This is a genomic window from Microbacterium sp. SLBN-111, from assembly GCF_049739645.1.
Lineage (GTDB): Bacteria > Actinomycetota > Actinomycetes > Actinomycetales > Microbacteriaceae > Microbacterium.
Window position 1 is genome coordinate 3547854 of sequence record NZ_JBMGQH010000001.1, and the last position, 21228, is coordinate 3569081.

Below are 21228 nucleotides of genomic sequence, written 5' to 3' on the forward strand. Positions count from 1 at the left end.
GCCCTCCTGGGTCATCCCATAGGAAACGGACAGCTCGTCAGGGGGCGAGACCGACGAGTTCGGCGCTGCGATCCCACAGGAGTCGGGCCAGAGCGGGGTCGTCCGCGCGTCGATGCGTGCGCGCGGGCTTGTTGTTCGCGTAGAAGCCGCCGGGATGCCAGTCGACGCCAGGCTTGCCGAGCGCGAGCCAGGTGAGGCGGGCGCCGCCGACGTCCGTCGAGGTCATGAAGCGTTCGGCGAGCGGACCGCCGTAGAGGAACTTCCACGAGCCGCTGCCGGTCGAACCGAAGCTCGAGGCGATCACCCCGGGGTGGTACGCGACGGCGGAGAGCCCCGCGTCGCCGAAGCGCCGGTTCAGTTCCTTCGTGAACAGCACGTTCGCGAGCTTCGCGTTGCCGTACGCGCGCGACGCCGAGTAGTGGCGCTGCCCCTGCAGATCGTCGATGTCGAAGCGGGAGAAGAGGCGGGCGGCGGCGCTGGAGGTCTGGATCACCGACGCGCGCGACTCGAGGAGCGTCTCGCGCAGCAGGTTCGTGAGGAGGAACGGCGCGAGGTGGTTGACCTGGAACGTGACCTCGAAGCCGTCGCCCGTGAGCGTGCGCTCGCCGAAGATCCCGCCCGCGTTGTTGGCGAGCACGTCGATGCGGGGATACTCGGCCCGCAGGGTCTCGGCGAGCTCGCGCACCTGGACGAGGTCGGAGAAGTCCGCGGTGAACGAGCGCACCCCGAGCGCGTCGGCGACTCGGCGCGTCTTGTCGGGGTTACGACCCACGACCACGACCTCCTCGCCGATCTCGTGCAGCTGGCGGGCCGCGGCCGCGCCGATTCCGTCGCTGGCTCCGGTGATCACGATCGTGCGGGGCATGGGTCCTCCTGAAGGGTCGACGTCACGGTAGCGAGCGCACCTGTGTCGGATCCGGGGCTTGCCCTCGGCATCCGGAACCCCCGAGAACTCACAGCGCGCTCCCAGCCCCGCGGGACCAAAACCGCGAGGCCCCGCGTTCTCCTCAGTGATGCCTGAAGCGGGCATCGCAGGCGAAAGGATCACACCGTGACCACGGAGTACCGCAAGACGTCGGAGGCGCTGGGGCGCCTCACCGACCGCCAGTTCGCCGTCACGCAGGACGACGCGACGGAGCCGCCGTTCCGCAACGAGTACTGGGACAACCACGAGGAGGGCATCTACGTCGACGTCGTGTCGGGGCAGCCGCTGTTCTCCTCGACCGACAAGTTCGACAGCGGGTCGGGCTGGCCGAGTTTCACCAAGCCCATCGACGCCAGCGCCGTCGTGGAGAAGACCGATCGGACGCTGTGGATGAAGCGCACCGAGGTGCGTTCCAGCGGCGCCGACAGCCACCTCGGCCACGTCTTCGACGACGGCCCCCGCCAGGCCGGCGGGCTGAGATACTGCATGAACTCGGCGGCGCTGCGGTTCGTGCCCGTGGCGGAGCTCGAGGAGCAGGGCTACGGCGACTTCCTGTCCCTGTTCCGCGAGACCCGAGCCTCGTGAACCTCTTCCCCTTCCGCAACCGCAAAAGGAGCAACACCATGACCAGCGGACCCACCGACACCGGCGAGATCACCCGCCGTCCCGGCACCGAGACCGCCGTCCTCGCGGGCGGCTGCTTCTGGGGCGTCGAGGACCTCATCCGTCGCCAGCCCGGCGTGCTCGACACGCGCGTCGGCTACACCGGCGGATCGAACGACCACGCGACCTACCGCAACCACCCCGGTCACGCCGAGGCCGTCGAGATCGTGTTCGACCCCGCCAAGACGTCGTACCGCGACATCCTGGCGTTCTTCTTCCAGATCCACGACCCGTCGACCCTGAACCGTCAGGGCAATGACATCGGCACGAGCTACCGCTCCGCGATCTTCCCGCTCTCCCCCGAGCAGGAGCAGGTCGCCCGCGACACGATCGCCGACGTCGACGCGTCGGGCATCTGGCCCGCGAAGGTCGTCACGACCATCGAGCCCGAGGCTCCCTTCTGGGAGGCCGAGCCCGAGCACCAGGACTACCTCATCCGCATCCCGAACGGCTACACGTGCCACTTCGTGCGCCCCGGTTGGGTGCTGCCCAAGCGCGAGGACGCGACCGCGTAAGTCCCGGAAGGGGGCCTGGATGCCATGGCATCCAGGCCCTCTTGTCGACTCAGAGGCACACGATCGACGGGATGACGTAGTAGTCGTCGTTGTTGCCCTCGAGCGTGGGGTAGGCGACGAACTGGATGGCCACGGGGACCGGTCCCGTCTGCGTGGGCTCGAGGATCCCCTGGAGGGTCTCGGTCTCCGTGCTGAATCCCGTCGCGCACGGGGGGAGGTGTGTCACGACGGCGTAGGCGCCGGTACTCTGCGTCGAACGGAGTCCGAACGCCTCCGTTCCGACGGCGAAGCGAAGGTCAGTGTTCACGGACGTCGCCCCCGGCCCTGTCGCGCTCGTGCACCCCCGACCCGCGACGTAGTCGAGGCGGAAGAGGTAACTCCTTCCCGCCTCGAGATCGACGAACGTCGAGATCGTATAGACGTAGGGCGTCGACGAGCTGTCCGAGTCGCGGATGAAGGTGAATCCGTCTTCGGTCCGCGTCGTGTTGTTCCAGCCTGCGAATGCGGAGTTGCCCGTACCCGAGGTGGAGGTGACCCACGCACCGGGGACCGGCAACGACGGACACGTACTGGTGTCGGAAGCGCTGGCTGTGGGCGCGGCGATCGCGACCGCGACGGCGGGCACCGACCATGCGGCGCCCTTGACGATGGTCCGGCGGGTGAGTCCGTGTGGTCCGGTCGCGCCAGGCGTTTCTTCGGTCATTTCATTCCTTCGAGGTATGCGGCGGGAGGAACCCCTCTCGACGTCGGGAGTCGAGAAGCGACGGCACCTCCGAGGGTCGGATCCCGATCGTGACGCACCGCAAATCGACGGCTTCCACCCCCGCCGAAAGATCAACAAATGTCGGCGTCAATCGCGAATCGATGACCCGTCTGGTCATTCGACTCACTGTTAGTCAGGACTTATGCGCGGTTTAGGACATTCCTTAAAAGCGACCTGGCGCGAAGTCGCGCTCGATGGCGAGGAGGCTGTGGACTGGCTCTCCGCGCAGGGATGGAGAGCTACGGGTCTCATCGAAAGTCTGCGCATCTTCGCGGATCTCATCCGTGCCGATCCTTTCGCGCTCGGACGGATCTGGCACACCTCCTGCCGCGCGAAACTGGTCGGCAACGAGAGCTGGGGTGCCCGGAACTTCCTGATGGTGATCGGGATCGACGGAACGCAGATCCTCCATACGACGACAGGCACCCACGTCATCCGGCCCGGTGACGTCTACCTGCAGAACCTCAACGAACCGATGGTCGTGGAGGCCTCGCAACCGGTCGGCCGAATGGTCATCGTTTCCGAGTGGGACAGGCTCCGGACCCACCGCGGCCCTCCGATCCCCATCGGGCAGGCGTGGGCGGCGGACCCGGATTACCTCCGTGTCATCCTGAGCACCATGACGGCCACGTTGAATACCCCCGTCCACCCCCGGACTCCGGGATTCGGCAGCGTGCAGAGAAGCTTGGAAGCGCTGATCGAGGCGCTCGTGCTTCAGCGCGAGCCCGCGCGTCTCTCCTCCCTCTCCACCTCTCAAGCCGATCTCGTCGCTCGAGCGCTGCAGGTGATCGAAACATGTTCCGCGGACCCGGCCTTCACCGTTGACACTCTGGCGGACATTCTCGGGGTCTCCCGCTCCTATCTGCACCTGTCCTTCGCGCCGACGGGGGTGACTCCGTCCCGCCGCCTTCGTTACAGCAGAGTTTTCCGCGCCCAGACGCTCCTGGCCGAACGCAATGCGACAGGAGAGCGGGAACTGGAGCGCATCGCACGGATGGCCGGCTTCCGTACGGTCCGCACCATGCAGAGAGCACTTCTGGAAGGCGGCATGCGCTGATCCACGTCGGCTCGAACGGCGGCGTTGGTACGGTGGCGGCACCATGGACATCCGCGTCGACGCCGCCTCCGCCACACCGCCGTTCGCTCAGGTGCGCGCGCAGATCATCGCGCTGATCGACAGCGGCGAGCTGCCGACGGGGACGCGGCTGCCGCCGGTGCGCACGCTTGCGACGGACCTCGGCCTCGCCGCGAACACCGTGGCGCGCGTCTACAAGGAGCTCGAGGAGGCGCGCTTCGTCGAGACCCGCGGCCGCGCCGGAACGTTCGTCTCGGCGGGAACGGATGCCGCGCGCGCCCGCGCCGCCGACGCCGCCGCCGCGTTCGCCCGCGCGATGCACGACCTCGGTGTCGCGCCGTCGGACGCGCTGGACCTGGCGCGCGCGGCGCTGGGGAACGAGAGCTGATTCACCCCTGACCGGGAGCACCCCAGCGCGAGCCCGCGCCCGGGTCGGCGCACGTCGCATCCGCGGCGAGCGCGGCGACCTGGGCGCGGATGACGACGGAGCCGTCATAGATGCGCATGACGTCGAACACGATGCCCTCTTGGCTGTCGGGCGTCGGGAGCTGCCCCACCGCCATCTCGCCCGTGTTCCCGGGCGGGTACTGCGGCACGAAAGGAACCGTCAGACCGGGAGTCGGGTTCGCGGCCATCCAGTTCACGATGTCGACGGCGTCGGCATCCGGGATCCGCCAACAGCCCGTCAGAGTCGCGACCGGCGTGCGCGGCCAGCCCACGAAGGAGTGGAACGCCGGGACGTCTCCCGCCTCCACGCGGACGGCCCCCTCGGGCACCGACGCGGAGTCGAGCCAGATCTGGGCGCGCGCTACCGCTCCGGTGTCGGCCGTCGGGGTCCCGACCGGCACCAGGACCTCCTGCGACGCGGGCGGCGGGCCCTTGTGTGTCGGCGACGGGTCCGCACTCCCCACCGGCGTGGCACATCCCGCGAGGACACCCACGAGAAGGATGGCGGCAATGACGAGGGGCCCCCGCCCCCGGGGTCGCGTACGCATGACGCCACCCTAGCTGCGCGTGCCGCAACCCCCACCGGTCGAGAACACGCGTTGCCTACGCTCGAAACGTGAGCGAATACGACGTCGTGGTCATCGGAGCGGGGCTCGCCGGATTGCGCTGCGCGACGCGGCTCGCGGAGGCGGGGCGGGACGTCGTGGTGCTCGAGGCCGAGGACGCCGTCGGCGGGCGCGAGCGCACCGACGTCGTGGACGGGTTCCGCCTCGATCGCGGCTTCCACGTGCTCAACCCGGCGTATCCGGCGGTGCGGCGATGGGTCGACGTCGGCGCGCTGGCGCTGCGACGGTTCCCGGTGGCCCTGTCCGTGCGGCTCGACGACGGCGTGGCCCGAATCGCCCATCCCCTCCGCCACCCGGCGACCATTCCGGCCTCGCTCGGGAGCGGGCTCGTCCGACCCGCCGACCTGCTGCCCCTCGCGCGGTGGGCGCTCCCCGTCCTCGCGAATCCCCGCGCGGTCAAGCGTGGACCGGATCGCCGGCTCGCCGAGGCGTGGGATCGCGCGGGCCTCCGCGGCACCCTGCGCGAGAGCGTGCTCGAACCGTTCCTCGCGGGCGTCCTCGCCGACGACCGGCAGGAGTCCTCCGACATCTTCGTGCGCCTCCTCGTCCGCAGCTTCGCGCTCGGCGCTCCCGGGGTGCCCGCCGCGGGGATCGGCGCTCTCCCCGCGCAGCTGGCCGACACCGCGCGGCGGGCGGGAGCCGGCATCCGTCTCTCCCATCGGGTGACCGCGACCCGGCCGCACGGTCGGGGATGGCGCATCGAGATCGAGAACGCGGATGCCATCGACACCCGCGCCGTGGTGCTGGCCACCGGTCTGACCCCCGGTCTGGACGTTCCCCTCCCCCGCCCGCGAGGCTTGCAGACGTGGTGGTTCGCCACGGACGAGCGGCATCACGACGACGGCGCGCTCCGCGTGGACGGGCTCCGACGCGGGCCGATCGTGCACACGGCGATCGTCAGCAACACCGCGCCCACGTACGCGCCACGCGGCCGGCACCTGGTCGAGGCGACGGTCGTGCTGCCCACCACGGCGACGGAGGCCGACGTCCGCCGGCACCTCGAGGAGCTGTGGGGCACCGATACCCGACCCTGGCGACTGCTGCGGCGCGACGACATCGCCGCGGCGCTCCCCGCGCAGGAACCCGCCGCTGCGTCTGCGGCGTCCGGTCCGCCTCGGCGACGGGCGGTACGTCGCCAGCGACCACCGCGACACCGCCTCGATCCAGGGCGCGCTCGTCTCCGGGCAGCGAGCGGCCGAGGCTGTGTTGCACGACCTCGGGTGACGCGCCCCTTTCCCGTGTCGGAGGTCGGTGTCAGAGTGGCCGCATGCGATTCCTCCTGAACGTCATCGACGACCGCAGCTCCTCCGCGACCGACGACGAGGGCGAGGCGATCGACGCCTTCAACGATCGCCTCGTCGCGGAGGGGCACTGGGTGCTCGCCGCGGGCGTCGCGCACCCCGCGGATTCGCTCGTCATCGACGCGCGATCCGGGGAGGCCGTGGTCACCCCCGGGCCCGCGAACGACACCGCCGAGTGGGTCGCCGGATTCTGGATCATCGAGGCCTCCGACCTCGACACGGCCCGAGACCTCACGATCGACGGTTCGCGTGCGTGCGGTCGCCGGGTGGAGCTGCGACCGTTCCTCGGCTGACATGGCCACCGCCGCAGAACACATCGCCCGGCTCAACACCCTCGGCCCCCGCCGTTCGGGGAACGAGGCCCATCGGACCCTGATCGACGAGGTCGCCGCCGAACTCGTCGCCCTCGGCTATCACCCCGAGCGGGATACGCACACCTTCGAGCGGTGGGACGTCGACGAAAGGGATGTGTCGCTGACCGTGGAGGGGCGCACGGTTCCCGTCGCGTCGGCGTGGCCGTACTCCGGCGAAACCGGATCGGCGGGCGTCACGGCTCCCCTCGTCCGCCTCGCGGGACGTCGACCGCGATGGAAGGACGCCCGCGGCCGGATCGCCCTCGTCGAGGTCGCGAACGTCGAGGTCCCGGCATCCCTCCTCGTCGATTCCTGGGACGGACGGATGCCGTTCGACGCGGTCGCGAACCCGGTCATCTCCGCCGAGTTGGCGGGCATCGACCTGGTCGCCGCCCGAGCGGCGGGAGTCGTCGGCGTGATCGCCGTCTGGCACGGACTCACCGACGTCGAGGCGCGCGGCCAGTACCTGCCCTTCACCCGGCCGTACGCCGGACTTCCGGCCGTGTGGGCGCCCGAGTCGGAACGCGAACGGCTCCTCGAAGCGGCGGGTCGCGGCGGGTCCACGACCCTGGTCCTGGATGCCACGCGGCACGACGGCGCGACGATGGACACGGTGTGGGCGGTGTCGCCGGGGAGTGGCATCCATGCCGACGAGAGCGTCCTCGTCGTCACGCACAGCGACGGCGGCAACGCCGTGGAGGAGAACGGGTTCATCGGTCTGCTCGAGCTGGCCCGCGACGCGGCCGAGACCCCGCACGACCGGACGATCGTGTTCGTGCTGGTCGCCGGGCACCTGCGGATCCCGGCGGTGACCGCGCACGGCCAGGCGACGACGGCGTGGCTGCACGCGCATCCCGAGCTGTGGTCGCCCGCGGCCGACGGGCCGACCGCGGTGGCCGGCCTCGTCATCGAGCACCTCGGCGCGAAGCACCGGCGCGACGACGACCCGTCGACGGAGGCCGGAACCGACGACGTCGAACCCGAGCTGCTCTACGCCACGACCGTCGAGTTCGCCGCGCTCGTTCGAGCCGAGTGGCGGAACCCCGCCGTGCGCCCGGTGCGGCCCGGCGCGGTGGTGCACCTCGGCGAGGGTGAGCCGCTGTGGGAGAAGGGCATCCCGGCGATCGCCCTCGTCACGGGCCCCGCCTCCCTCCTCGCGGAGACGCCGCACGCGGGAGTCGATCTCGATCTCCTCGCCCGGCAGGTGGACAGCTTCCGCGCCCTGCAGCGTCACCTCGCGGATGCCCCCGACCGCGCCGACTTCGGCACGGTGCAGCGGCCGGGGCGACTGCGGAAGCTCCTCGCGGTCGCGCGGATCGCGAGGTTCCTCGCCCGCCGGGCCGGGCGGTGACCGGGGTGCGTCAGCCCCGCGCGGCGAGTGCCTCCAGCGCCGCACCGGTCACGCGCCGCGTCGTCCACTCCTCCATCGCCTCGGCGCCGAGGGCGCGGTAGAAGCCGATCGCGGGCTCGTTCCAGTCGAGCACCGTCCACTCGAGCCGCGGGTACCCCTGCGCGAGGCACTCGGTGGCGAGCGCGGACAGCAGCGCCACCCCGTAGCCGTGCGAGCGGTAACGCTCGTGCACGAACAGGTCCTCGAGCCAGATGCCGTGCTTTCCGGTCCAGGTCGAGTAGGTCAGGAACCAGATCGCGATCGCGCGAATCTCTCCACCCTTTTCCACGACGAACGCGAACGCGCGGGGGTCGTCGCCGAACAGCGTGGCCGTGAGCATGTCGACGGTGTTGTCGACGGCATCCGGTTCGTGTTCGTAGTCGGCGAGCGCCTGGATGCACGCGAGGATCCCGGCCTCGTCGCCGGGGCGGGCGCGGCGCAGGACGGCGCCGTCGGTCAGTTCGGTCATGGCTGAGGCTCCCAGCTCTCCAGGGCGACGCGGCGGAAGTTCCCGCCGAGGACCGCCGAGATATCGGCATCGTCCCACCCGCGGTCGCGGAGCGCCGCGCCCAGGCCGACGAAGGTCTCGGGTGGCATCCATTCGACCGGGCCCCACGCGGTGTAGCTCGCGTCGTACAGCGCGGGGCTCTCGGCCAGGGTGGTCTGGAACGTCTCCCAGTCGAACGAGAAGTCCGTGCTCACCCCGACGTGTCGGATGCCGACGACCTCGACGGCGTACTCGATGTGGTGCACCATCGCCTCGAGGGTCGGGGTGTTGGGGCCGAGGAAGATGCCGACGCCGGTGATGCCCACGACTCCCCCGGTGTCGGCGGCCGCGCGGGCCTGGTCGTCGGTGATGTTGCGGGGGTGGTCCCACACGGCGCGCATGCACGAGTGGCTGAAGACGACGGGCCGGGTCGACACCGCGCACATGTCGAGCGAGGTGCGGGTGCCGACGTGCGAGCCGTCCGGAACCACGCCGCGCAGATTCAGCTCGGCGACGAGGTCGCGGCCCCAGCGCGAGAGCCCGGGGTCCTCGGCATCCAGGCATCCGCCCCCGGCCGCGTTGGTGTAGTTGTACACCGGGCCGAGCGTGCGGACGCCCTGAGCGACGAGCGTCGCCACCGCGTCGAGGTCACCGCCCAGCGGCGCGCAGTCCTCGAGGTCGAACACGACCGCGGTGTCGCCGACGGCGGCGATCCGGTCGACGTCCGCGACCGTCGCGGCGAGCTCCAGCCCGTCGATCGCGGTCACCTGGGCACGGAAGGCGCGGAGGACTGATGCCATGACCTCGGGGCCGTGCGGGGCGTATCCGACGTTGAGCGAGACGAGTCCGCCACCGGCCGGACGGTAGCGGTGCAGTTCCGTGAGGTCAGCGGTCTCGACGAGTTCGGCGCACGCGTGCTGATCCCACAGCATCAGGCGACGCCCGCGCGGGCGGCGAGCGCCGGGTCGAGGGCTTCGCGCTCGTCGAAGACGAAGCAGTCGCCGTCCCAGTGCGCGTCGCCCTCGGCGGCGAACCAGCCGAGGATGCCGCCGTCGAGCTGGTACGCGTCGAGGCCCTGGTCGCGCAGATAGAGGGCCGCCTTCTCGCACCGGATGCCACCGGTGCAGAAGCTCACCACGGTCTTGCCGTCGAGTTCGTCGCGGTGGGCGCTCGCGGCTTCCGGGAACTGCGTGAACCGCTCGATGCGCCAGTCGCGGGCTCCGGAGAACGTGCCGTAGTCCACCTCGAACGCGTTGCGCGTGTCGACGAGCACGACCTCGCGGCCCTCGTCATCGGCTCCGCGGTCGAGCCAGCGGCGCAGCGTCGCGGGCGACACCGCGGGGGCACGACCGTCCTGCGGGCGCACCTCGGGCCGGTCCATGCGGATGATCTCGCGCTTCACCTTCACGAGCAGACGACCGAAGGGCACGGCATCCGACCAGCTCTCCTTCGTCTGAAGGGCCGGAAAGTCCCCGCGCAACCCGTCGACGAAGCCCCGCACGGCGTCCGACTGACCCGCGAGGAACAGGTTGATGCCCTCCTCGGCGAGCAGGATCGTCCCGCGCAGCCCCGCGTCCGCCGCGCGCTCGCGCAGCACGGGCCGGAGCGCCGCGGGATCGTCGATCGGCGTGAACAGATACGCCGAGACGTTGAGGACGGATGTCCCGGATGCCCTGGATGCCATGGCATCCAGGGTACGCAGAGCGCAAGGCACCTCGTGCCGGACGCGTCGGACGCTAGCGTGACACGCGATGACTCTCGCCGCCCCGACCGTCTCGGTCGTGATCCCCGTCCGGGACGACGCCGCGCCCCTGGCCGCGTGCCTCGCGGCGCTCGCCGCGCAGACGCACCCCGCGGACGAGATCGTCGTGGTCGACAACGCCTCCACCGACGACAGCGCCGACGTGGCGCGTGCCGCGGGAGCGCGGGTGGTGTTCTGCGGCGAGCGCGGAATCCCCGCCGCCGCAGCCGCCGGGTACGACGCCGCGACCGGCGACCTCATCCTGCGGCTCGATGCGGACAGCCTGCCCGCCCCCGGCTGGATCGCGCACATGACCGCCGCGCTCTCCGACCCGGACGTGGATGCCGTCACCGCCGGCGCCGTGTTCCACGACGGGCCAGCGCGGGGTCGACGGCCGATGGCGTGGGCGTTCCTCGGCACCTACGCCGCCTTCGCCTATCCGGCGCTGGGGCACGCACCGCTGTGGGGGTCGAACATGGCCTTCCGGCGCGCGGCCTGGCTCGCGGTCCGCGACCGGGTGCACCTCGACCCCGAGCTGCACGACGATCTCGACCTCGCGTTCCACCTCGGCCCGGACCACCGCATTCGCATCGTCTCCGGGCAGCACATGCGGGTGTCCTCCCGCACGGTGCGGCCCCGCCGGTTCGCGAAGAGCTTCTCACGCGGGATGGGCACCGTGTTCGCGCACTGGCCGCGCGAACTCCCGCCCCTGCGCTGGGCGCGACGTCTGGGGGGGCGCTCGTGACCGCGGTGCTGTTCCCGAACGTCGGGGCTCCCGACCTGCACGTGATGAGCTTCAACATCCGCCGCCGGTTCGAGCGGGTCACCTGGCCGCCGGAGGACCGCTGGGGTCTGCGGAAGGAGCGCCTGCGGGTGTTCCTGGGCGCCAACAAGCCGCACATCCTCGGGTCGCAGGAGGCCCGTCCCGATCAGGCGCGCTGGGTGCAGGAGTCCCTCGGGAGCGCGTACGGGCGCATCGGCCACGGCCGCGGCAAGGACGGCGACGGCGAGGGCACGCCGATCTTCTACGACCGCGACCGGGTCGACCTCCTGGACTGGACGCAGGTCGCCCTGTCCGACACCCCGGCGATCGACGGCTCCGTGGGCTGGGGCAACACAATTCCGCGCATCGCGGTCATCGCGCGGTTCGTCGACTCCGCGACGGGCGCTCCGTTCGTGTTCGTCAACAGCCACTTCGACGCGTTCTCGCGCCGCGCGCGTCGCCGCTCCGCTCGCTGGCTCGCCGAGCTCGTCGCGACGGAGGAGCTGCCCCTGCTGTTCACAGCCGACGTGAACGCCCCGATCCGCTCGGCGGAACTGGCCGGGATGTTCGCCGACGGCAGCCTCGTCGACACCTGGTCGTACGCCCCCACTCGCCGGACGGTCGAATGGGGCACGTTCAACAACTACCGGCGACCGCGCGTCGGCGCCCGTCGCATCGACGCGATCCTCGCGACCCCCGACGTCGGCGTGCGCGCGACGGGCATCGACCCGCGCCCGACGGGTACGAGCTGGCCCTCCGACCACCTTCCCGTCCAGGCCGTCGTGCGCATCCCGGTGCCGCGGTGATCGGCGCGCTGTACGCCAACCTGAAGCGCCCGCCGCGAACGGCGCTCGAGTGGATCACGGATGCCATCCGTGCGGTCGCCATCATCGGGGTCGCCGTGGCTGTCTTCGCCCTCCCCCCGACCGAGGCGGCCGTGCTGTCGATGGCGCTTCCCGCCGTCATGCTCTCCCGGATGCTGGGTCTGCGCGCGGGCCTCGACCTCGCGGTCTGCGTCACGGTGATCGTCGCGGCCGGCAGCAACGTCGTCGACCTGTACCGCTCCTGGACGGGATGGGACCTCATCGTGCACGCGGTGTGCACCGGAGTGCTCGCGGCGGTCGCTCTGGTGGTGCTGGCCGATGCCGATGTCGTCGTCCGGACCGGCCGGCGCCGCACGCCGGTGATCGTCGCGACCATCGCGGGACTCGCGCTCAGCGCCGTCTGGGAGATGGTCGAGTGGTTCGGCTATCGCTTCATCACGGACTCGATCTTCGTGACGTACGACGACACCATCGGCGACATGGTCGCGGGAGGTGTCGGCGCGCTGATCGCCGGAGTGCTGGCATCCCGATTCCGGTTGACCCGACGTGACCGAGCGATCGTATGACGGGTGCGGCTGTCAATCCCCGGCTCCGCGATCCGGCGGCTCGCGAGCATGGCGGGACCGATCGGAAGGAACCGCACATGTCGAAGGATCTGTCCAAGGGTGACCGCGTCAGCTGGGACACACCGCAGGGCCGCACGCAGGGTGAGGTCGTGGAGAAGAAGACGAAGGACTTCCAGCACGACGGCCAGAAATTCACGGCATCCGACGACGACCCGGCCTACATCGTCAAGTCGGAGAAATCCGGCTCGACCGCCGCCCACAAGGGTTCGGCGCTGAACAAGCTGAAGAGCTGACGCGTCCCGGGCTCCGGAGGATTCGGCGGGAACAGGGCCTCAGTCGCCTCCGAGTCGCCCCGATCGCCCGCCGATCCGGAGCCCGGCACCGCCGCCCGCGGTCACCCCGCCGCCTCCCTCCGTTTGCGCATCTGCGCGAGTGCGAGGGACAGCCGGTGGTTGCCCGCGAGCACGTCCTCATGCCGCTCGAGGAATGCCCAGTACGCGTCGGTGAACACCGAGTCCTTGGCATCCTGGGCCGACGGCCACCACGACCCCATCTTCTGCAGGTACGCCCCGCCCGACACGTACGGCTTGGTGGCGACGAAGCCGCCGTCGGCGAACTGGCTCATGCCCATGACGTTGGGCACCATGACCCAGTCGTACGCGTCGACGAACAGCGCGAGGAACCACGCGTTCACCTCCCGCGGGGCATACCCCTGCAGCAGGAACCAGTTGCCGAGCACCATGAGCCGCTCGATGTGGTGCGCGTACCCCCACCGATGCACGCGCTCGAGTACGGTTCGCACCGGCACCGGCAGGTCGGACGGCATCCGTTTCCCCGAGTACCAGTACTTCTCGACACGTCGCTCGAGGTGCAGCGCGTTCACCCGCTCGAGCTTCGGGTGCGCCCGGTACATGCCGCGCATGTACTCGCGCCAGCCGATCACCTGCCGGACGAAACCCTCGAGGGATGCCAGCGGCGCGGCGGTCCGCGTGACCGCGGCGATCACCTCTCCGACGGTGAGCAGCCCGATGTTGAGCATCGGCGAGATGACCGCGTGGAAGAGGAACGGCTCGTCGGCCTTCATGGCGTCTTCGTACCGGCCGAAGTCGCCGAGGCGTTCGGCGACGAAGACGTCGAGCCACGCACGCGCGTCCTCCGGGGTGACGGGGAGCCAGAAGTCCGTCGCGGCACCGGGGTGCTCGGGGAAGCGGTCGTCGACCTCGGCGATGACCGCGGCCGTGATGTCGTCGTGCGCGAGCGTCGGCAGAGCCGGGATCCCGACGCCCTTCTTCGGCAGCGGCTTGCGATTGTCGGCGTCGAAGTTCCAGCGCCGGCCCGCGGGCTTCCCGCCCTCCATCAGGATGCCGGTGCGCCGGCGCTGCCAGTGATAGAAGTCCTCCATCAACGGCGTGGGGTGCTCCGCGAACCACCCGTCGACCTCGTCCTCCGGGGTCAAGAACAGGCCGTCCGGAAGGATGTCGGTTTCCACGTCGTGCGCCGCGCAGATCGCCGCGATGCGCTCGTCGACCGGCCGGTTGGGATCGCTCATCCACGTCAGCTCGGTGGCGCCGTGCTTCTCTATCAGGCGCTCGAGGCCCGCGCGGAACGTGAGGTCGTCGGCGAGCACGATGCGCCGGACGGTCCGCCCCTCCGCCTCGAGCCGCGCCGCGGTGTGCCGCATCGCGGAGAGCAGCAGCACGATCTTGTGCCGGTGGTACGGCAGCTTCGCGAAGCGCGGCGCGGACTCGATGAAGAAGAACTCCTCCACGCCGTCGTCGGCGAACGCCGGATGCTCCGCGAACTGCTGCGTCGCGAGGATCAGCGCCGCCCTCACGCGCGCCGCCGCTGCTTCGCCGCGTTGGCGCGGCATCCGCGCGAGCAGTACAGGACCTCGTCCCACTGGTCGCGCCCGCTCCAGCGCTTCCGATCGGAGAAGGGGCGGCCGCAGTAGGCGCACGGCTTGGTGCGCAGCGGAGGTCGTGACATGGCGTCATGGTGCCAGCGGGGTGCGGTCCGGATCGGGGGCTTGCGCCGTGCACACCGACCGCTCCCGCGCAAGGGACCTGCGCCCGCCCGCGATCGTTGGTCGAGTGGATGGCATGACCTCCACACCTGACTCCACGCCCGACACCGCCGACCAGCCCGACGAGCTCGAGACGGCCGACCTCCCCGAAATCCCCGACGGCACGGATGACGACGACGCGCCGGTCGACAACCCCTCCGGCGGCTGACGCCCCGGTGATTCCGGCCCGGCCGCGTACGGTGCGGTCGGGCCGCGACGTGCGCCCATAGGTCGTGGGGGCCATCCGTGCTACCGTGGAGTATTCGTTCTGGGATTAGCTTCATCGACGTCCGCCTCATCGCTGAGATGCCGGGCGCACGGCACCGAGCCGTGATCGATGCCATTCCCTCCTCATCTCCGCGCGGTCTGCGTGGGCGCGACCCCCGGTCGCCCATCGGCCGCGGAAAGTTCGCGTGTCTCCTCTCCTCCCCCCGCCTCTGTCGTGGCGCCAGGCCGATCTCGACGTGTTCGTCGCGACGGTCGATTCGGCGTACGCCGGTTTCGTCGGCGCCGTCCCCTCGGGCTTCGAAGCCCAGGGGGCGCGCGGTGAAGATCTCGGCATCCACGACTCCGTCGCCGCGGCCCAGTCCGCCGTCGACGTCCACCGCGTTCGCACGACCCTCCCGGTCGCGCGGCGTCCCCGTCCGCTCCGCATGCGTCGGAGCGGCGCACCCGGCCGCAATCGCGGCCCACGAAGAAAAAGGAAGAACACGATGGCCACTGGCACCGTGAAATGGTTCAACTCCGAGAAGGGCTACGGGTTCATCGCACCCGACGACGGCTCGGCCGACCTGTTCGCGCACTTCAGCGCGATCCAGGGCAATGGCTTCAAGGAGCTGCAGGAAGCACAGAAGGTCGAATTCGACGCTGAGCAGGGCCCCAAGGGCATGCAGGCGGCGAACATCCGTCCCCTCTGAGCTCACGCTCCTCAGCGAAGGCCGGGAGGGCCGCTTCGGCGGCTCCCCGGCCTTCGCCGCGTTCACGCAACGCGATACCCGGCGAACGATGAAGCGGTGTCCGCGAGATGCCGGGTTCCGGTGAATATGCCGTGCATGAGGGCGTATACCGACACGCTTATGGACTCCCCCGTAGTGTGAGCCGCAGCCCGGGTAAACGCCTCGGTTCCCGACTTCGGTCATCATCGCGAGGAGCATCTTCATCGCCTCCACCATCGTCGAGTCCCGACTCGGCCCCGTCCGTCAGACCTATTCCGGCACCACCGAATTCCCCCCGATCGCCAAGGCCTACACGGAACTCTCGCAGGTAATCCGCGAGAGCGGGTTCCTGGCCCGCACCCCCGTCTTCTACTCGCTCGTCGGCGCGGCCATCGTCCTCGGCTTCGGCGGGGCGATCACCGGCTTCGTCCTGCTCGGTGACAGCTGGTTCCAGCTGCTCATCGCCGCAGCGCTCGGCATCCTGTTCACCCAGGTCGCCTTCCTCGCGCACGAGGCCAACCACCGGCAGATCTTCGCCTCCGGGCGGGCCAACGACCGCCTGGCGCTGTGGATCGGCAACGGCGTCGTCGGTATGAGCCAGTCGTGGTGGGCCACCAAGCACACCCGCCATCACGCCAACCCCAACCGCGTCGGCAAGGACCCCGACATCGAGATCGACACGATCTCGTTCCTCGACGAGGATGCCGCCAAGGCTCGCGGCATCCAGCGCTGGATCACCCAGCGGCAGGGCTGGTTGTTCTTCCCCCTCCTCACGCTCGAGGGCCTGAACCTCCACGCCCTGGCGATCCGCCACCTCTTCTCCCGCGGCGAGGTCAAGGGACGCTGGACCGAGCTGGGCCTCCTCACCCTCCGTATGGCGCTCTTCGTCGCCCCGGTGTTCGTGTTCCTCCCGCTCGGGATGGCGTTCGCGTTCCTCGGCGTGCAGCTGGCCGTGTTCGGCGTGTACATGGGCGCGTCGTTCGCCCCCAACCACAAGGGCATGGCCGTCATCGCGCCGGGCGCGAAGCTCGACTTCTTCAGCAAGCAGGTGCGCACGTCCCGCAATGTCTCGGGCGGATGGTGGGCGACCTGGCTCATGGGCGGCCTCAACTATCAGATCGAGCACCACCTCTTCCCGAACATGCCGCGGCCGTACCTCAGCCGCGCGCGCGAGATCGTGCGCGAGCACTGCCAGACGCTGCAGGTGCCGTACGTCGAGACGACGCTCCTCCAGTCCTACGGGATCGTCATCGCGTACCTGAACCGCGTGGGCCTCGCCGCCCGCGACCCGTTCGAGTGCCCGCTGACCTCGGCGGCGCGGCGCGTCTGACGGGGGTCGGTCATCCGCGGGCGTCGAGATGCGGGGTGGGGCACTCTCCCCCGGCATCCGTCGCCCGCTCAAAGTGCCAGCGTTCGTTCGCGTAGGTCTGGCACAGTCCCCACTCGCGTCCGTGGTCGGCGAGCCAGAGCTGCGCGTCGAGCGGCCCGATGTCGACGGCGTGACCGGTGACGTGGCTCGAGACCTCGGGGGCGGCGACGTACTGCTCCGCGATCTCCCGGCTGCCGTAGGTGCGGATCGCGTCGGTCAGGAGCCACCGCTGGTAGCCGTCGCTGCGCCACCCGCTCGTGACCTCGAACGTGATCCCGTCCGCAGAGGCGGCGGCCTGCGCCGCCCGCAGCGCATCGCGCAGAGCGGGATCGAGCCGGGTCATCGCGGGGTGGTCGTCGTCATCGACGGTCAGAGGGGCGTCGGCGTCGATCACCCCGTCGTCCGCGGTCGGTGGGGTCGCCGCTCCCGCCACGATGCGCGCGGTGAAGCCCGACATCGTCGTCGACGCCGCGAGGAAGAGCACCGAGGCGAGGATCACGATCGCGAGGCCGCACCCGGCTAGCAGGGCGATCCGACGTCGGAGGACATGGCGGGCGAGAAGGGATGCCGAGGTACTCACGCCCCCAGTCGAGTCCGGGCCGCGTTGCCAGCGCGTATGCGCGCGACGATATGCCGGCGATACGCCTCAGTCCCGCGACACCGCGCGGAGGCGGACGTCGTGAACGCCGCTGTCGGCGAGCGTGGCGGTCATGAGGGTGCAGTCGGGTTGCCGGCGCCGGTCGGTCGGCGATCCCGGATTGAGGAGGCGGAGCCCGCGCGGCGTCACCGTGTCCCACGGGATGTGGCTGTGCCCGAACACGAGGAGATCCGCGTCCGGGAAGGTGGCATCCATCCGTTTCTCGCGACCCGCGGCCGGACCGGTCTCGTGGATCACCGCGACGCGGACCCCGTCGATGTCGGCGCGCGCGACCTCGGGCAGCCGCTCGCGGAGAGCCGCTCCGTCGTTGTTGCCCCACACGCCCAGCACCGGCGCCAGAGCGCCGAGTTCGTCGAGAACGTCGACCTCCACCCAGTCGCCCGCGTGCACGATGAGATCGACCTCGTCCGCCGCACGCAGCAGCTCGCGGGGCAGGTGCCGCGCCCGCTTCGGAACGTGGGTGTCGGCCACGAGGAGCACGCGGGTCGCCATCCCGCCACGCTACATACACTCGCGATACATCGGCGCGCCTACGATGACGGGATGCGCGTGCTGATCGTCGAGGACGAGCCCTTCCTCGCCGAGGCGATCCGCGACGGACTGCGGCTCGAGGCGATCGCCGCCGACATCGCCGGGGACGGCGACACCGCCCTGGAACGCCTGAGTCACACCGGTTACGACGTGGTCGTCCTGGACCGCGACATCCCGGGCCCGAACGGCGACGACATCGCCCGGCACCTCTCCGGGCAGCCCGGAGCGCCGCGGGTGCTCATGCTCACCGCCGCCGATCGCCTGGACGACAAGGTCACCGGCTTCGCGAGCGGCGCGGACGACTACCTGACCAAGCCGTTCGTGCTGCGGGAGCTGGTGCTGCGCCTGCGGGCGCTCGAACGCCGACGCACGGCCGCGACCCCGCCTGTCCTCGAGCAGCACGGCATCCGTCTGGATCCGTTCCGCCGCGAGGTCTTCCGCGACGGTCACTACGTCGCGCTGACCCGGAAGCAGTTCGCCGTCCTCGAGGTGCTCATGACCGCGGCGGGCGGGGTCGTCAGCGCCGAGGCTCTCCTCGAACGGGCGTGGGACGAGAACGCCGACCCCTTCACCAATGCGGTGCGCATCACGATCTCCACGCTGCGCAAGCGCCTCGGCGAACCCTGGCTCATCCAGACGGTGGCGGGCGTGGGATACCGCATGGGACCCGCGGATGCGTGAGCGCCCGCCGGGCCTGTCCGTCCGGGTGAAACTCACGCTGAGCTACGCGGTCTTCGTCGTGCTCGTCGGCATCGCGGTCTTCACGCTCGGGTTCCTCGTCCTGCGCTTTCTCCCCGACGGGAATCTCTTCGCCGACAGCGGCGAGTTCACTCCCGCCCGGCGCGACCTCATCGCCGCGTTCGTCCGTTACGCATGGTGGACCGTCGCCGGCCTCGCGGTCGTGGGCCTCGGCGGCGGGTGGATCGTCGCCGGAATCATGCTGCGGCCGCTCACACGGATCACGGATGCCGCGGGCGCGGTGCGCGACGGCGATCTCGGGCAGCGGGTCGACCTGCCCGGGCGTCGCGACGAGCTCACCGATCTGGCAGACACCCTCGACGCGATGATCGCGCGCCTGAGCGAGACCCTCGAGGAGCAGCAGCGGTTCGCGGCCAACGCCTCGCACGAACTGCGGACGCCGCTCGCGACGATGCGGACGCTGCTGGAGGTCGCGCGCGCCGACCCCGACGGCGTCGACCTCGCCGTCCTCCTCCCCCGCCTGGAGGCGACGAACGAGCGGGCGATCCGCCTCACCGAGGCCCTGCTGACCCTCGCGCGCGTCGGGCGGCGCGGGGGCGTCGGCCCGGGACCGGTGGACGTCGCCGCCGTCGCCACGGCCGTGGTCGAGGAGGAGCGCGACGCGGAAGCGGGCGCCCACGTCGAGCTCGCGGTCACGACCACGGCGAGCGACCCGGTCGAGGGCGACGCGTTGCTGATCCACCAGGCCGTGGCGAACCTCGTCCACAACGCCGTCGTGCACAACCTCCCGGGCGGGTGGGTGCGGGTGGACGTCCACGGAACGGCGACGGCGGCCGTCATCGACGTCGAGAACTCCGGCCCGGTCCTGACGCGCGAGCTCGTCGCGACGCTCCCGGAGCCCTTCGTCCGCGGTGCCGGCCGCGCCCGCGGATCCCGCGACGGAGCGGGGCTGGGACTCGCCATCGTCGTGTCGATCGCGCGGGCGCACGGCGGCCTGCTCGAGCTATGGCCGCGCGAGGACGGCGGACTGCGCGCACGCCTGCACCTCCCCCGTCGGCTCCCGGTCACATCCGCGCGATGAGCCGCACGGCCAGGACGAGAACGGTTCCCATGAGCGCTCCGGCGGTGTTGGCGACGATGTCGGCGACGTCGGGAACACGTCCCGGGATCGCCGTCTGAGCCATCTCGACGGCGCACGAGATCGCGAAACCCACCCCGACGGATGCCGGCACCCAGCGCAGCGGAAGCAGCGCGGCGATCGCGGCGCCCAGCGGCACGAAGATAGCGATGTTCAGCGCTCGATCCGCGTCCCCGCCGAGCAGGAAGTCGGCCCACCGCGTCGGCAGGAGCGCGACGGCGTCGAGCGCCCACGAGCGCGCGGGCCAGGCCCACGACCGCGGGGCCAGGGTGAGCCCGGCGACCGCGGCGACGGCGAAGGTGGCGGCGAGAATGCGACCGGCGGTGAACGTCGGAGCGGGACGGGCGGACATCGGGCCTCCAGGGATCGGAAGACTCCATCGGACCGCGCGCGACGTTGCCCGGGTGTCTGCGCGAACCGATACGTCCGCGATATGCGGTCGGGCGGGCGACCGGGCGGGCGACCCGGCGGTGCGAGGATGGAGCGTGACGATCCGCCGCGCAGCCCTCCTCGCCCTGCTCCTCGATGCCGTGCTCGTGGTGGTGTTCGCCGCCATCGGGCGGGCGACCCACGACGGCGACATCCTCGGCCCGGGCGGATCGGGCCTCGCCACGACCGCGTGGCCGTTCCTCGCGGGGCTGCTGCTCGGCTGGGTCGTGAGCCTCGGCTGGCGGCGCCCCACAGCGCCGCTCCGGACCGGACTGCCGGTATGGGCCGTCACGCTCGTGGCCGGAATGCTGCTCCGGGCGCTGAGCGGTCAGGGCGTCGCGGTGGCGTTCGTCATCGTCGCGGGGATCACCCTTCTGCTGTTCCTCGTCGGGTGGCGCGCGATCGCGGCGCTCGTCGCGCGCGTGCGGGTCAGTCGATCAGCGTGACGTCGACCTGGATCTCCGCCGCGAGACCCTGAAGGTCCTCCACCAGCTCGTCGACCCCGCCGCCCTCGGCCAGCGTCGCGGTGACCGACGCCTCGAACAGGCGACCGCCCGCCATCGCGGCATCCGTCGTCTCGGTCGACATCCGCGCGATGCTGGCGCCGCGGGCGTTCAGCGCGCTCGTGATCTCCCGCACGATCCCGGGACGGTCGTTGCCCATCACCGTCAACGCGACGGTGCGGGCCGGGTTCGCCGCCACCGGCGCCGGACCGTGCACCGTGACGCGCAGCGTGCCCGCCGCGGCTTCGAGGGCGGCCCGGAGGTCGTCGGCTCGATCGGGCGCCACCGACACCTCGACGATTCCGGCGAACGCGCCGGCCAGTTCCGCGAGCTCGCTCGTCTCCCAGTTGCCGCCGTGCGCGTCGACGATGTCGGCGAGGGATGCCACGAGCCCGGCGCGGTCGTCGCCCACCACGGTGATCACGAGAGTCGTCATGCTCGAAAGCGTAGCCACCGGGCCGCTGG

The 21228-nt window shown here is 71.0% G+C and carries 29 protein-coding genes; 17 read left to right on the top strand and 12 right to left on the bottom strand.

Translation table 11 applies throughout. The features are described from left to right. Nucleotides 1-37: 37 nt before the first annotated feature. A complete protein-coding gene (locus tag RKD05_RS16585) occupies nt 38-865 on the bottom strand; it encodes an SDR family NAD(P)-dependent oxidoreductase (RefSeq protein WP_424711480.1) in 828 nt (275 codons plus the stop codon). Nucleotides 866-1051: 186 nt separating this feature from the next. On the opposite strand from RKD05_RS16585, the gene msrB reads away from it, so the two are divergent. Both msrB and msrA read left to right on the top strand, forming a co-directional pair. Then, a complete protein-coding gene (gene msrB, locus RKD05_RS16590) occupies nt 1052-1510 on the top strand; it encodes a peptide-methionine (R)-S-oxide reductase MsrB (RefSeq protein WP_424711481.1) in 459 nt (152 codons plus the stop codon). A 38-nt stretch (nt 1511-1548) separates the two neighbouring features. Then, a complete protein-coding gene (gene msrA, locus RKD05_RS16595) occupies nt 1549-2103 on the top strand; it encodes a peptide-methionine (S)-S-oxide reductase MsrA (protein WP_424711482.1) in 555 nt (184 codons plus the stop codon). Nucleotides 2104-2152: 49 nt separating this feature from the next. On the opposite strand, the gene RKD05_RS16600 is transcribed toward msrA, so the two are convergent. After that, complete coding sequence (locus tag RKD05_RS16600) at nt 2153-2806, bottom strand: hypothetical protein (RefSeq protein ID WP_424711483.1); 654 nt, start codon at nt 2804-2806, stop codon at nt 2153-2155. Nucleotides 2807-3074: 268 nt separating this feature from the next. Between RKD05_RS16600 and RKD05_RS16605 the strand changes: the two genes are divergently transcribed. Together RKD05_RS16605 and RKD05_RS16610 are read left to right on the top strand one after the other, a co-directional pair. Further along, nucleotides 3075-3923, top strand: coding sequence for a hypothetical protein (locus RKD05_RS16605; protein WP_424711485.1), 849 nt, complete (start codon nt 3075-3077; stop codon nt 3921-3923). A gap of 43 nt (nt 3924-3966) precedes the next feature. Next, complete coding sequence (locus RKD05_RS16610; RefSeq protein WP_424711487.1) at nt 3967-4329, top strand: GntR family transcriptional regulator; 363 nt, start codon at nt 3967-3969, stop codon at nt 4327-4329. A 1-nt stretch (nt 4330) separates the two neighbouring features. Here the strand turns inward: RKD05_RS16610 and RKD05_RS16615 are convergent, their stop codons facing one another. Next, nucleotides 4331-4789: a hypothetical protein gene (locus RKD05_RS16615; RefSeq protein WP_424711489.1), complete on the bottom strand. Its 459-nt coding sequence runs from the start codon at nt 4787-4789 to the stop codon at nt 4331-4333. A gap of 215 nt (nt 4790-5004) precedes the next feature. On the opposite strand from RKD05_RS16615, the gene RKD05_RS16620 reads away from it, so the two are divergent. The 3 genes from RKD05_RS16620 to RKD05_RS16630 are packed head-to-tail and all read left to right on the top strand — an operon-like array spanning nt 5005 to nt 8019. Further along, a complete protein-coding gene (locus RKD05_RS16620; protein ID WP_424711491.1) occupies nt 5005-6297 on the top strand; it encodes an FAD-dependent oxidoreductase in 1293 nt (430 codons plus the stop codon). After that, nucleotides 6282-6608, top strand: a complete 327-nt coding sequence (locus tag RKD05_RS16625; protein ID WP_424711493.1) for a YciI family protein — start codon at nt 6282-6284, stop codon at nt 6606-6608. Before RKD05_RS16620 ends, RKD05_RS16625 begins: the two co-directional genes overlap by 16 nt. A gap of 1 nt (nt 6609) precedes the next feature. Next, nucleotides 6610-8019 carry a hypothetical protein gene (locus RKD05_RS16630; protein ID WP_424711494.1) on the top strand — a complete coding sequence of 470 codons (1410 nt, stop codon included), beginning with the start codon at nt 6610-6612 and terminating at the stop codon, nt 8017-8019. Between the two features lie 10 nt (nt 8020-8029). Here the strand turns inward: RKD05_RS16630 and RKD05_RS16635 are convergent, their stop codons facing one another. The 3 genes from RKD05_RS16635 to RKD05_RS16645 are packed head-to-tail and all read right to left on the bottom strand — an operon-like array spanning nt 8030 to nt 10229. Beyond that, the gene (locus RKD05_RS16635) at nt 8030-8527 is read right to left on the bottom strand and encodes an N-acetyltransferase family protein (protein WP_424711496.1); all 498 of its coding nucleotides are present in this window, start codon (nt 8525-8527) and stop codon (nt 8030-8032) included. Continuing rightward, complete coding sequence (locus RKD05_RS16640; RefSeq protein WP_424711498.1) at nt 8524-9477, bottom strand: dipeptidase; 954 nt, start codon at nt 9475-9477, stop codon at nt 8524-8526. Before RKD05_RS16640 ends, RKD05_RS16635 begins: the two co-directional genes overlap by 4 nt. Next, nucleotides 9477-10229, bottom strand: coding sequence for a sulfurtransferase (locus RKD05_RS16645; protein ID WP_424711500.1), 753 nt, complete (start codon nt 10227-10229; stop codon nt 9477-9479). The genes RKD05_RS16640 and RKD05_RS16645 overlap by 1 nt, the downstream gene beginning before the upstream one ends. Nucleotides 10230-10296: 67 nt before the next feature. On the opposite strand from RKD05_RS16645, the gene RKD05_RS16650 reads away from it, so the two are divergent. The 4 genes from RKD05_RS16650 (at nt 10297) to RKD05_RS16665 (ending at nt 12732) form a co-directional block, all read left to right on the top strand. Next, complete coding sequence (locus RKD05_RS16650) at nt 10297-11031, top strand: glycosyltransferase family 2 protein (RefSeq protein ID WP_424711502.1); 735 nt, start codon at nt 10297-10299, stop codon at nt 11029-11031. Beyond that, nucleotides 11028-11855, top strand: a complete 828-nt coding sequence (locus RKD05_RS16655) for an endonuclease/exonuclease/phosphatase family protein (RefSeq protein WP_424711504.1) — start codon at nt 11028-11030, stop codon at nt 11853-11855. The genes RKD05_RS16650 and RKD05_RS16655 overlap by 4 nt, the downstream gene beginning before the upstream one ends. Next, entirely contained in the window at nt 11852-12439 is a 588-nt protein-coding gene (locus RKD05_RS16660) for a hypothetical protein (protein ID WP_424711506.1), read from the top strand. Before RKD05_RS16655 ends, RKD05_RS16660 begins: the two co-directional genes overlap by 4 nt. A gap of 77 nt (nt 12440-12516) precedes the next feature. Beyond that, complete coding sequence (locus tag RKD05_RS16665; RefSeq protein ID WP_058613150.1) at nt 12517-12732, top strand: DUF2945 domain-containing protein; 216 nt, start codon at nt 12517-12519, stop codon at nt 12730-12732. 101 nt (nt 12733-12833) lie between these two features. On the opposite strand, the gene RKD05_RS16670 is transcribed toward RKD05_RS16665, so the two are convergent. Then, nucleotides 12834-14273, bottom strand: a complete 1440-nt coding sequence (locus RKD05_RS16670; RefSeq protein WP_424711507.1) for a cryptochrome/photolyase family protein — start codon at nt 14271-14273, stop codon at nt 12834-12836. Beyond that, complete coding sequence (locus RKD05_RS16675) at nt 14270-14425, bottom strand: DUF2256 domain-containing protein (RefSeq protein ID WP_082822829.1); 156 nt, start codon at nt 14423-14425, stop codon at nt 14270-14272. The genes RKD05_RS16670 and RKD05_RS16675 overlap by 4 nt, the downstream gene beginning before the upstream one ends. A gap of 113 nt (nt 14426-14538) precedes the next feature. Here RKD05_RS16675 and RKD05_RS16680 point away from each other — a divergent pair, with 113 nt between their 5' ends. The 3 genes from RKD05_RS16680 to RKD05_RS16690 all read left to right on the top strand — a co-directional run bounded on the left by RKD05_RS16680 (nt 14539) and on the right by RKD05_RS16690 (nt 16766). Next, a complete protein-coding gene (locus RKD05_RS16680; protein ID WP_424711508.1) occupies nt 14539-14670 on the top strand; it encodes a hypothetical protein in 132 nt (43 codons plus the stop codon). A 544-nt stretch (nt 14671-15214) separates the two neighbouring features. Further along, nucleotides 15215-15418 carry a cold-shock protein gene (locus RKD05_RS16685; protein ID WP_026095524.1) on the top strand — a complete coding sequence of 68 codons (204 nt, stop codon included), beginning with the start codon at nt 15215-15217 and terminating at the stop codon, nt 15416-15418. A 220-nt stretch (nt 15419-15638) separates the two neighbouring features. After that, the gene (locus RKD05_RS16690; protein WP_424711878.1) at nt 15639-16766 is read left to right on the top strand and encodes a fatty acid desaturase family protein; all 1128 of its coding nucleotides are present in this window, start codon (nt 15639-15641) and stop codon (nt 16764-16766) included. A 10-nt stretch (nt 16767-16776) separates the two neighbouring features. On the opposite strand, the gene RKD05_RS16695 is transcribed toward RKD05_RS16690, so the two are convergent. Together RKD05_RS16695 and RKD05_RS16700 are read right to left on the bottom strand one after the other, a co-directional pair. Continuing rightward, nucleotides 16777-17385 carry a M15 family metallopeptidase gene (locus RKD05_RS16695; protein ID WP_424711510.1) on the bottom strand — a complete coding sequence of 203 codons (609 nt, stop codon included), beginning with the start codon at nt 17383-17385 and terminating at the stop codon, nt 16777-16779. A gap of 66 nt (nt 17386-17451) precedes the next feature. Beyond that, nucleotides 17452-17955: a metallophosphoesterase family protein gene (locus RKD05_RS16700; RefSeq protein WP_424711512.1), complete on the bottom strand. Its 504-nt coding sequence runs from the start codon at nt 17953-17955 to the stop codon at nt 17452-17454. A gap of 51 nt (nt 17956-18006) precedes the next feature. Between RKD05_RS16700 and RKD05_RS16705 the strand changes: the two genes are divergently transcribed. Further along, nucleotides 18007-18675 carry a response regulator transcription factor gene (locus RKD05_RS16705; protein WP_026095527.1) on the top strand — a complete coding sequence of 223 codons (669 nt, stop codon included), beginning with the start codon at nt 18007-18009 and terminating at the stop codon, nt 18673-18675. Further along, nucleotides 18668-19774 carry a sensor histidine kinase gene (locus RKD05_RS16710; RefSeq protein WP_424711514.1) on the top strand — a complete coding sequence of 369 codons (1107 nt, stop codon included), beginning with the start codon at nt 18668-18670 and terminating at the stop codon, nt 19772-19774. Before RKD05_RS16705 ends, RKD05_RS16710 begins: the two co-directional genes overlap by 8 nt. Here the strand turns inward: RKD05_RS16710 and RKD05_RS16715 are convergent. After that, nucleotides 19758-20183: a VanZ family protein gene (locus tag RKD05_RS16715; RefSeq protein ID WP_424711516.1), complete on the bottom strand. Its 426-nt coding sequence runs from the start codon at nt 20181-20183 to the stop codon at nt 19758-19760. The two genes, RKD05_RS16710 and RKD05_RS16715, sit on opposite strands and share 17 nt — an antisense overlap. Before the next feature lie 133 nt (nt 20184-20316). Here RKD05_RS16715 and RKD05_RS16720 point away from each other — a divergent pair, with 133 nt between their 5' ends. After that, the gene (locus tag RKD05_RS16720; protein WP_424711518.1) at nt 20317-20706 is read left to right on the top strand and encodes a DUF3054 domain-containing protein; all 390 of its coding nucleotides are present in this window, start codon (nt 20317-20319) and stop codon (nt 20704-20706) included. On the opposite strand, the gene RKD05_RS16725 is transcribed toward RKD05_RS16720, so the two are convergent. Next, nucleotides 20690-21199, bottom strand: a complete 510-nt coding sequence (locus tag RKD05_RS16725; RefSeq protein WP_424711520.1) for a glycine cleavage system protein R — start codon at nt 21197-21199, stop codon at nt 20690-20692. The genes RKD05_RS16720 and RKD05_RS16725 overlap by 17 nt on opposite strands. Between the last annotated feature and the right edge of the window lie 29 nt (nt 21200-21228).

Coding starts and splice junctions, on each gene's coding strand:
- RKD05_RS16585 (WP_424711480.1), bottom strand. CDS start 865: ATGCCCCGCACGATCGTGATCACCGGAGCCAGCGACGGAATCGGCGCG.
- msrA (WP_424711482.1), top strand. CDS start 1,549: ATGACCAGCGGACCCACCGACACCGGCGAGATCACCCGCCGTCCCGGC.
- RKD05_RS16600 (WP_424711483.1), bottom strand. CDS start 2,806: ATGACCGAAGAAACGCCTGGCGCGACCGGACCACACGGACTCACCCGC.
- RKD05_RS16610 (WP_424711487.1), top strand. CDS start 3,967: ATGGACATCCGCGTCGACGCCGCCTCCGCCACACCGCCGTTCGCTCAG.
- RKD05_RS16625 (WP_424711493.1), top strand. CDS start 6,282: ATGCGATTCCTCCTGAACGTCATCGACGACCGCAGCTCCTCCGCGACC.
- RKD05_RS16630 (WP_424711494.1), top strand. CDS start 6,610: ATGGCCACCGCCGCAGAACACATCGCCCGGCTCAACACCCTCGGCCCC.
- RKD05_RS16635 (WP_424711496.1), bottom strand. CDS start 8,527: ATGACCGAACTGACCGACGGCGCCGTCCTGCGCCGCGCCCGCCCCGGC.
- RKD05_RS16640 (WP_424711498.1), bottom strand. CDS start 9,477: ATGCTGTGGGATCAGCACGCGTGCGCCGAACTCGTCGAGACCGCTGAC.
- RKD05_RS16645 (WP_424711500.1), bottom strand. CDS start 10,229: ATGGCATCCAGGGCATCCGGGACATCCGTCCTCAACGTCTCGGCGTAT.
- RKD05_RS16650 (WP_424711502.1), top strand. CDS start 10,297: ATGACTCTCGCCGCCCCGACCGTCTCGGTCGTGATCCCCGTCCGGGAC.
- RKD05_RS16665 (WP_058613150.1), top strand. CDS start 12,517: ATGTCGAAGGATCTGTCCAAGGGTGACCGCGTCAGCTGGGACACACCG.
- RKD05_RS16675 (WP_082822829.1), bottom strand. CDS start 14,425: ATGTCACGACCTCCGCTGCGCACCAAGCCGTGCGCCTACTGCGGCCGC.
- RKD05_RS16680 (WP_424711508.1), top strand. CDS start 14,539: ATGACCTCCACACCTGACTCCACGCCCGACACCGCCGACCAGCCCGAC.
- RKD05_RS16685 (WP_026095524.1), top strand. CDS start 15,215: ATGGCCACTGGCACCGTGAAATGGTTCAACTCCGAGAAGGGCTACGGG.
- RKD05_RS16700 (WP_424711512.1), bottom strand. CDS start 17,955: ATGGCGACCCGCGTGCTCCTCGTGGCCGACACCCACGTTCCGAAGCGG.
- RKD05_RS16705 (WP_026095527.1), top strand. CDS start 18,007: ATGCGCGTGCTGATCGTCGAGGACGAGCCCTTCCTCGCCGAGGCGATC.
- RKD05_RS16710 (WP_424711514.1), top strand. CDS start 18,668: ATGCGTGAGCGCCCGCCGGGCCTGTCCGTCCGGGTGAAACTCACGCTG.
- RKD05_RS16715 (WP_424711516.1), bottom strand. CDS start 20,183: ATGTCCGCCCGTCCCGCTCCGACGTTCACCGCCGGTCGCATTCTCGCC.
- RKD05_RS16725 (WP_424711520.1), bottom strand. CDS start 21,199: ATGACGACTCTCGTGATCACCGTGGTGGGCGACGACCGCGCCGGGCTC.